At 63.0% G+C, this 9,334-nt stretch carries 5 protein-coding genes; 3 read left to right on the top strand and 2 right to left on the bottom strand.

Annotated elements, in window-relative coordinates; translation table 11 throughout:
- A partial coding sequence (gluQRS, locus tag ACHFFR_RS06235; protein WP_394263405.1) for a tRNA glutamyl-Q(34) synthetase GluQRS occupies positions 1-875 on the bottom strand: 875 nt, incomplete at its 3' end.
- A gap of 200 nt (positions 876-1,075) precedes the next feature.
- Here gluQRS and ACHFFR_RS06230 point away from each other — a divergent pair.
- Complete coding sequence (locus ACHFFR_RS06230) at positions 1,076-2,599, top strand: catalase (protein ID WP_394263404.1); 1,524 nt, start codon at positions 1,076-1,078, stop codon at positions 2,597-2,599.
- 97 nt (positions 2,600-2,696) lie between these two features.
- On the opposite strand, the gene ACHFFR_RS06225 is transcribed toward ACHFFR_RS06230, so the two are convergent.
- A complete protein-coding gene (locus tag ACHFFR_RS06225; RefSeq protein WP_394263403.1) occupies positions 2,697-6,221 on the bottom strand; it encodes an ExeM/NucH family extracellular endonuclease in 3,525 nt (1,174 codons plus the stop codon).
- A gap of 317 nt (positions 6,222-6,538) precedes the next feature.
- On the opposite strand from ACHFFR_RS06225, the gene ACHFFR_RS06220 reads away from it, so the two are divergent.
- Together ACHFFR_RS06220 and ACHFFR_RS06215 are read left to right on the top strand one after the other, a co-directional pair.
- A complete protein-coding gene (locus tag ACHFFR_RS06220; protein ID WP_394263402.1) occupies positions 6,539-7,219 on the top strand; it encodes an NADPH-dependent F420 reductase in 681 nt (226 codons plus the stop codon).
- Positions 7,220-7,318: 99 nt separating this feature from the next.
- On the top strand, positions 7,319-9,334 hold a 2,016-nt coding region (locus ACHFFR_RS06215; RefSeq protein WP_394263401.1), incomplete at its 3' end, for an alpha/beta fold hydrolase.

Genomic DNA, 9,334 nt, shown 5'->3' with positions numbered 1-9,334 from the left:
TCGACGAGCCACGGCTCTCGAGGGATGGCCTCTGGCGAGATGTCTACTGGCTCAGCGTCCGATGGCAGCCCAAGCGAATCAAGGAGCAGTGCTCTCACATCGGAAGCGGTCCAGCCGAATTCGGCGAGATCTCCGAGGGTCACGGCGCCATCGCGTTTCGCGAGCCGCACGCCCTCGCGGTTCACAGCCAGCGGCACGTGGATGTACTCCGGTGTCTCAAAGCCGAGCAGCCGTTGCAGATACACCTGGCGCGGCGTGGAAGAAAGCAAATCGTCCGCACGCACAATTTGCGTGATATCGAAGTCACCATCGTCGACGACGGCCACATAGTTGTATGAGTATGCACCGTCGCCGCGGCGGATCACAAAGTCGTCCACCACCCCCGTGTACTGCCCGGCGATCCGATCCGCCACCGGCAGGGCATCGGCGTTCGTCTTGAGCCGGTAGGCAGGGCCTCGGCTCATGCCCGTCAGCTTTGCCCGCCCGGCGTCGCGCTCGGCTTCTGTCAGATTTCTGCACGTGCCCGGGTACGATCCCGGCGGGCGATGCGGGGCCGATGCGACCTCAGCCAGTTCCCGCCGGGTGCAGTAGCACTCAAACAGCAGGCCCCGCTCGAGCAAATCCTCGAAAATCTCCGTGTACCGATCACCCCTGGTGGACTGGTATAGAACGTCCCCGTCCCAGTCAATACCCACGGAGGCCAAGTCATTGAGCTGCCGCGAGTAAAACTCTGCCCTCGATCGCTCATCAAGGTCTTCCATCCGTATGTGGAAGTCGAGTCCCTCGCGGCGCGCAAACGCCCACGCAAGCAGACCGGTGCGGAGATTTCCGATGTGGAGGTCGCCGGTCGGGGACGGTGCATATCTGCCGTTCATGGCGCGATTCTTTCACATCGGACCTCGCGCAGTTTCTGCGCAGGGCCCTGTCCGCCACAAACACGTGGACTTATGCACATTCACCCATGCCATCAGCGAAGCCCACCCGTCTATATTGGAGTCATTCCGGAATTGACGATAGGGTTGAAAGCAGATCGCACCAGCGATGAAATGGCCATCGCCAATAAAAGGAGAAGACCATGGCAGAACACCAACCGATGCCTCAGGCATCCACTCAGCCCACGGGCGCCACGATGTACAACGGCGCACCATCAATTTCCGACCGCAATTCGTTGTCGGTCGGTCCGGACGGCCCGCTGCTTTTGCACGACGTTCACCTCGTTGACCGCCTCGCCCACTTCAACCGTGAATCTGTTCCGGAGCGTCGCCCGCACGCCAAGGGTGCAGGCGCATTCGGTGAATTCGAAGTGACTGCGGACGTCTCGAAGTGGACGAAGGCGGACTTCCTTCAGCCTGGAAAGAAGACCCGCACGCTGACCCGCTTCTCCACCGTTGCCGGTGAAATGGGTTCACCGGATACGTGGCGTGACGTGCGCGGATTCTCGACCCGCTTCTACACCGAAGAGGGCAACTTCGACATGGTCGGCAATAACACGCCGATTTTCTTCGTCCGCGATCCGATGAAGTTCCCGATGTTTATCCACTCGCAGAAACGCCTGCAGTCCAACGGTCTTCGCGACAACGACATGCAGTGGGACTTCTGGACGCTCAACCCGGAATCCGCACACCAAGTTGCCTACCTCATGGGCGATCGTGGCCTGCCGCAGTCGTGGCGCACGATGAACGGCTACTCCTCGCACACCTACATGTGGATCAACGCCGCGGGCGAGAAGTTCTGGGTCAAGTACCACTTCCTCAGCGACCAGGGTGTTCACAACTTCACGAACGACGAGGCCGAGGCCATGGCCGGCAAGGATTCTGACTTCCACCGCCGCGACCTGTGGCAGAACATCGAAGCGGGCAACTTCCCGAGCTGGACGCTTCACGTGCAGGTCATGCCCTACGAGGACGCCAAGACCTACCACATCAACCCGTTCGACTTGACGAAGGTCTGGCCGAAGTCGGAGTACCCGCGTTACGAGGTCGGCAAGCTGACCCTGAACGAGAACCCGGCGAACTACTTCGCTGAGATCGAGCAGGCCGCGTTCGCGCCGTCGAACTTCGTGCCAGGCACCGGTTTCTCGCCGGACAAGATGCTCCTTGGCCGCGTGTTCGCCTACGCGGATGCGCACCGCTACCGCATCGGCCCGAACTTCGACCAGCTGCCGGTCAACCGCCCGATCGTCCCGGTGGTCACCTACAAGCAGGACGGCCCGATGACGTTCCACCACAACGGCCACGAGCCGAGCTACGTCCCGAATTCGAAGGGCAAGCCGTACTCCGATTACGAGGGCGTCGTGGATGATTCGTGGGAGTCCGACGGCGAGATGGTTCGCCAGGCGTACACGCTTCGAGAGAACGACGACGATTGGTCGCAGCCACACGCGCTCGTGCGTGAGGTCTTCGACGACGCCCAGCGCGACCGTCTCGTTGAGACCGTCTCGGGCGTTGCTCCTGATCTGACCGATGAGGTTTGGGGCCGTGTGATCTGGTACTGGAAGAACATCGACGCGGAGGTCGGCCAGCGCATCGAGGACGAGGGCAACAAGCTCCGTGCCGAGGGCGCTGAGTCCGGCAACGTCGGCGTCTCGCCCAAGAACTAGCCGCAGCCCAAGCCACAGCGCGAACAGGCTCACGGCAAGCAAATGCCCCGGAGGGGTGGCCATCAGGCCACTCCTCCGGGGCATTCACCATTGGCGGTTAGTTGATCATCTCCATGCTCGTCCAACCGTGGCCGATCTGGACAGCCGGTGTAAACCAGCCGTTGCCACCGTTGGCGTAGCGGAACATCTTGCCATCGCCACGAACGCCGACGAGATCGAAGCGGCTGTCCGCGGTGAGGTCACCCGGAACAAACACCTGATCGAACGACGTCCAGCCATGGCCAATCTGACCATGGGTCTTGACGGTGCCATCTCGCAGGCCTTCGTACGCAATCATGCGACCGTCGTCGGTGATACCGATGAGGTCAGAATTGCCACTACCCACGAGGTTGCCGACCGACAGGATGTTGCTCATCCCGCCCCAGCCGTGGCCGATCTTGGTGGTGCCGCTCAGTCCGGATGGCGTGAGCTTGTAGCGGTACAGATCGCCGGTTGCGACCTGGCGCGCCACCACGTACTCGTCGCTGCCCGCACCGAGCTGGCCGGCGTAGATGATGTTATCCATGCCGTTCCAGCCGTGGCCGACCTTGCCTCCGGGACGGAGGAAGCCGTCGCCGGTCGAGTAGTAGAAGTTCATCGATCCGTCGGCGTGACGGCCGATGAAGTCGGCACGACGATCGCCGTTGACGTCCGAGATCTTCGTCAGCGAGGTCACCTGGACGTCACAACCCACGATGCCCTGGTGCGCGATTCCGCTGCGGTATCCCTTGTAGAAATGCAGCTCGCCGTCACCGTTGACTGCCCAGACGTCCGCGTACACGTCGCCCGTGGCTTCGCCGAAGCGGCCGGTTGCGCCGGCCAGAACGGTCGGTCGATCCATGACCTCGCACACCGGTGCCGGCGGCAAGAGCTCATCGATCTCTTCCTGAGTCATCGGGCGGGTCTGGGTCTCGATCGTCTCGACCGGCTCACCCAGCTCCCACTCGAACGCCTCAGCGTTCCAGACGTACTCGGTGGTCGTCACCGTGCGCTCCTGGTTGACCGTCCGATCCTCGACGTTCACCGTGGTGTCCGTCCATTCGCCGTACTCGACGTCGGCCTCGGGCTGCTCGGGGATCTCAGGCGAGTCCTTGGGCAGGTCGATGCCCACAATCACCGGATCGTGATCCGATGAGCGGAACGGACCGTCGTCGTAGAGGTCGTTGACCTTGACGTTGTAGTTGTAGCGCGAGTACTCGAACGCGATCGGCTCATCGCCGTTGATCTCCCAGATGTCCACGCCCGTCACGAGATCCATTGCGGTCTCGTTGGCGAGCACGTGATCGAGCGATCCCACGAGTCCGCCGAACTGGTAGGTGTACTTGCCGGTCTCGGTGGTGGTGTCCGTGTATCCGTTGTTCGTGAACTCGAGGATCGGATCCTCGGCGCCGTAGGAGTTCAGATCGCCAATGATGAAGATCGACTTGCCCGGGTACTCGGCCTCGACCCACGCGCGCGTGGCCTTGGCCTGCTCGACGCGGAGGCGGTTGTTGTTGCCCTGGTAGTAATCCTCATCGCCCGGATTGGTCAGCGAACCTTTCGACTTGAAGTGATTGACCACTGCCACGAACGTCTCGCCCGTGCCGTCCACGCGCTCGAATTCCTGCGCGAGCGGCTCACGTGCCGTGCCCGTGATGGCCTCGTGACCGATCAGGATCTTCGATTCGCCAACAGGCTGGACGACGTCGGGCTGGTAGATGTACGCCAGACGGATGACGTCCTCGTTCGCCGGAACGTTGGTCGGCGACGGGACGGCCGCCCACTTGGTGTATTCGGCGTCCGCGTTCAGCGCGGCAACGAGATCGTTGAGCGCCTGGTCGCGATCCTTGTTGAAGTGCACCGAGTTCTCGATCTCTTCGAGGCCGACGACGGTCGCGTCCAGTTCGTTGATCGCAGCGACGATCTTCTGCTCTTGGCGCTGGAGGTCATCGGCGTGGTACGCGCCGCGCGGGTCACAGTTATTCGCGGTGACGTAGACGCCGTCGCGATCCGGGTATCCACCGCGACATGCCACGTCCTCGCCGGTCGTGGTGAAGTAGTTGAGGACGTTGAATGTTGCGAGCGTGACGTCCGAGCCGAGATCAGCCGGAGCCGCCGGACGCTCATTGTTGAGGAAGTCGACCCACTGGTCAGTGTTGTCCACATAGTTCGCCGGATCGTCCGCGCCGGGCAGGTTGATCGGCTCGGTGGGCTGAATCTTCCAGGAGTTGTTGCGGTAGTCCAAGACCATCGGCTGCAGGAAGTCGACCTGCGCACCAACGCGCGCCGGATCGTTGACGTTCAGGTACGCAACCGGGATCAGATCGTTGTTCTGATTGAAGCGCGTCAGATCCCACGACATGCCGTCGTCGAGGTTGACGCGGGCATTCTTGTTGTGCTCGTCAAGAGCCGCAATCTCTGCCGGATTTTCCGTCGGGTTGTACACCTGCGAGGGCTGCAGCAACGGCTCGAGCCCCGGTGCGAGGCCAAGCTCGCCGTAGCGGTTCGTGTTGTAGTTATCCGTGATCGTGTAGTCGCCCTCGATGGCGATGAGCATGCCCTCGTACTTTTCGCGAGCCGCATCGCCATCCGGAAGAACGTCGATCGTCACCGGCACAGGAGCGACGGCGGTTTCCGGCGCTTCCTCAGCCGTCCACGTCGGATTCGTGAGCTGGGTGAGCCCGTTATACTCGCCAGCGGTTCCGGTCACGCGCAGGAACTGCCCCTTCTCCAACGAGGCGAGCGCCGAGTTGTTGCCCGCGTAGACGAAGATGCCGTGCGAGGCCTCGCCGTCATGGGTGCCGCCCGTGCCCTCCGTCTGGAGGTAGAAGCCATTAAAGCCGCCGGTCGCATACACCGCGGTCACGTAGCCCTCGGTTGTCACGGTCTGGCCGTTCAGCGGGGTGGCCGCCCCGGTGCCCTGAATGTCAGCGATCGGGGTGATCTCGCCAGCCGGAGGCGTGGTCGGATCCTCGCCCGGATCCGTCGGGTCTTCGCCCGGATCCGTCGACTCCTCAAGCGCGGAGCCTCCCGAGTACATCGGGGTTGGCGCAGCGTTCGTGAAATCCACCGAGTTGTTATCGGTATCAACGCCCTCGACGGCGCGCTGGTACGATTCACCCGCCGCCGTGGATGTGCCAAAAGAAGCCGTTTCCTTGATACCCGCCGAGCCCCATCCGAACGCATCGACAACCGTGTCAAGCGTCGTCGTATCAACCGGATTCGAGACCGTCTGCCGATCCTGAACATTGAACAGAACAACAGAGCCGTTAGAAGCACTCATGTTCATGCTGCCAGTCGCATCGACGATGAGGTCAGTGGCGTCGGCGTCGTTGTCGTTAGTACCGCCGTAAACGAGGTAGTAGCCGCCAGGTGCGACAGTTCCCGTCAACGCAGTTGTCCCGTTGCCCCCGGTGCCACTGCTCGAGAAGTACTGAAGCGACATGCCATTCAGGTCAATCGGCGCCTCTGTGGGGTTGTAGAGCTCGACGTAGTCGCGGTAGATGCCAGCCTTACTGCCACCATGTACATAAACTTCATTGATGACGACGTTCGAGCCGTCCGGCGCCGCCTGCGCCGGGAGTGCGGCCAGGGGTATGGCCATCGTTGATGCCGCAAATAATGCGGCTATCGATCGTTTCTTCACAAAACATCCCTTCGTATATGACATCTGCGTCGGCGTTGACGCAACCGTAAGCCCGACCCTACGTGACCAGTTCAACGAGTGAGTGAATGACTCGTGAACATCCCCACGACCCGCTTTTGGTGCAGGTCACGCCCGAGTTTCGTTGTTCTTCATTGAGTTACCAACGATTTGTGCGAGGCGCGCAAGGTGCGGTTCCCACATACTTTACTGTGTGCGCGAGCATTACGACACCGAAAAACAGGCACCGCCTAAGATGGCCTGGACGAAGGAGAATCATGGACGTACTTGCCCACGGCGCGGCCGTCATCGGCGCAGGCCTCGAGGGCATCGCAATTGCCGAGCACCTCGTGTCCCTTGGAACGACGACGTCGGTGGCCGCCTCGCGCCCAGCGGCGCAACTTGCACCCGAGCTTGCCAATACGGTGCCGGGAGCCGCCGCGATCGACGTCGTCGGTATTCCTTCCCTTCCCGATGCAACGCCGGTGTTCCTCGCAATCCCGCTGTCCGCCATGCAGTCAATTCCGCCCGCGGCGCTGGCCGGCAAGCTGGTCGTGGACGTGACGAATTTTTGGCCAAAGCTCGACGCCGCCACCGCGTTCGCGGATTCCCCGCGCGATTCGAGCCTCGTGACGCAGGAGCACTTCGCGGAGTCTGCCGTCGTGAAGACGATGAACCACATGGCCTATTCGGACATATCCTTTGACGCACGCCCGCGCTCCGCCGACTACCGCCGCGCCCAGGGCGTGGCCGGCGACGACGCCTCCGCCCGTCTGCGCGCCGCCTACCTCGTGGACGCGATGGGGTTTGATGCCGTGGACGCCGGCCCGCTCGTGAACGGCCGAATGTTCGGCCCCGGCACCCAGATCTTCAACGGAGGCTGGCGCACGGCCGAGCAGATCGCGCGCATTCTCGCCCGGCGTACCGATTATCCGGCCGCGAAGTTCGACCTTTCCTAGCGCGGGGCTCGTTGCTCGGGGAGCAAGGCTCATTGCAAAGGGGCACGGGCCTCGTCGCGCGGGCCGGAATGTGGGAGCGCCCTGCACTACGATTGCGTCATGACTATTTTTGCTTCGCTCGACTCGTTCGTCTCCCACCCGCGCACCACCCGGCTCACCACCAAGCACGGCCGCACCATCGCCACCGTGGCGCGGATTTCCAAGAAGAAGGACTCCTACGTGTCCTCACTCGTGGACATCACGGACGCCGTCCCACGCACACTCACCCGCTCCGTGAAGGGCGAGGGGCTCATGGAGATCGGCGAACGCGGCGAGGTGTACTTTACGTCCGGGCGCGACGACGACCGGGACGACGCCGATTCAAACGCCCTGTGGATGCTCCCGCCGGCTGGCGAGGCGCGGGTAGTGCTGCGGACGCCCGGCTCGATCTCGGCGGTTTCCGCAGCCGGGGGCAAGCTGGTGCTGACCGTGGACACATTCGTGGGGCACTCGGCGGAGGACGCCGCGAAGGTGGCGAAAGAGCGCAAGGATCGCGGCGTGTCTGCGATCTTGCACGAGGACTTTCCCGTGCGCTTCTGGGATCACGACCTCGGCCCCACCTACCCGCACCTGTTCGTGGCCGACGCCCCAGAGCTCGATGACTTTTCGGCGACCGTGCCTGAAGAGGCCGAGGACGAGTCCAAACTTCCCGAATCCGAAATGACGCTACGCCCGGTGGAAGTACCTATGGGCAAGCTCGGCGGAGTCAGCGTGAGCTGGGACGGCTCGCGAGCGCTGGTGACGATAAGCCAGTCAGTGGCCATGTCCACGGAGCAGGTGAGCTCCGTTTATGAGATCGACCTAGCCACGGGCGAGGCGAGCGAGGTTGCCGTCGCGCCCCGCGCGCGCGAGGACGTCGCCGACTACACGTCGTATGAGAATGGTCCCTACTCCCCCGACGGCTCGAAAGCGCTGGTATTCGCAGAGTCCGGGAATATGGACGGCGATCCGCTCCGCGTGTGGGTGGAGCTGTGGGATCGCGAATCCGGTGAGCGCACGCGCATTCCGGCCGACTTTGACGACTGGCCCTCGGCGATGGAGTGGGTAGATAACGACACCCTCGTGCTCGAGGCGGCGAGGCTCGGGCGCGAGTCGCTGTACGTCGTCGTCGTAAAGGATGGAACGGCGACGCTGATCACCGATGACGACTACGCCTACACGAATATTGGCGTGCGCGACGGCGAGGTCTATGCGCTGCGCTCGGCGATCAACGAGCCGGGCAGGCCGGTGAAGGTGGCCTTGGATGGTGCGGTGACGGAGTTGGCCGAGCTGACGCCGGCGGTCAGGGTGCCGGGCAGCGTCGAGAATGTGACCGCGAAGGGCGAGGACGGCACCGAGGTGCGGGCATGGCTGTGTCTGCCGGAGGGTGCGTCGGCGGCGGAGCCTGCGCCGCTGCTCGTGTTCGCGCACGGCGGCCCGTGGGGCTCGTGGAATGACTGGACGTGGCGGTGGAATCCGGGGCCATTCGTGGAAAAGGGCTACGCGGTGTTGCTCCCCGATCCGGCGATTTCCACCGGCTACGGGCAGGCGATGATCGACCGCGGCAATGACGCGATCGGCGACGCCCCTTACACGGACATCTTGGCGCTCATTGACGCGACCGAAGCGCGCGATGATGTGAACGGCGAGCGGACGGCCCTGCTAGGCGGGTCGTACGGCGGGTACATGGCGAACTGGATGGCCGGGCACACCGGCGACCGATTCTCGTGCATTGTCAGCCATGCGTCGCTGTGGAATGTCGGCCAGATGGCCGGAACCACGGACAACGGCTCGTGGTACGAGTGGATGATGCCCACTCAGGAGGCCACCTACTCCCCGCACCGGTTCGCGGACAAGATCGAGGTGCCGATGCTCGTGATTCACGGCGACAAGGACTACCGCGTGCCGGTCAGTCAGTCGCACGCGTTGTGGCAGGCGCTCAACCGCGAGGCGAAGGTGCGCGGGCACAAGTTCCTCTACTACCCGGACGAGAACCATTGGATCCTCAAGCCGTCAAACTCGATGGTCTGGTACCAAACGGTCATGGCGTTCGTCGACCACCACGTGCTGGGCAAGGAGTGGGAGCGCCCCGAACTC

This window comes from Trueperella sp. (assembly GCF_043424875.1).
Lineage (GTDB): Bacteria > Actinomycetota > Actinomycetes > Actinomycetales > Actinomycetaceae > Trueperella.
Note: the sequence above shows the minus strand (reverse complement) of the source record. Positions and strands in the feature narration are given on the sequence as shown.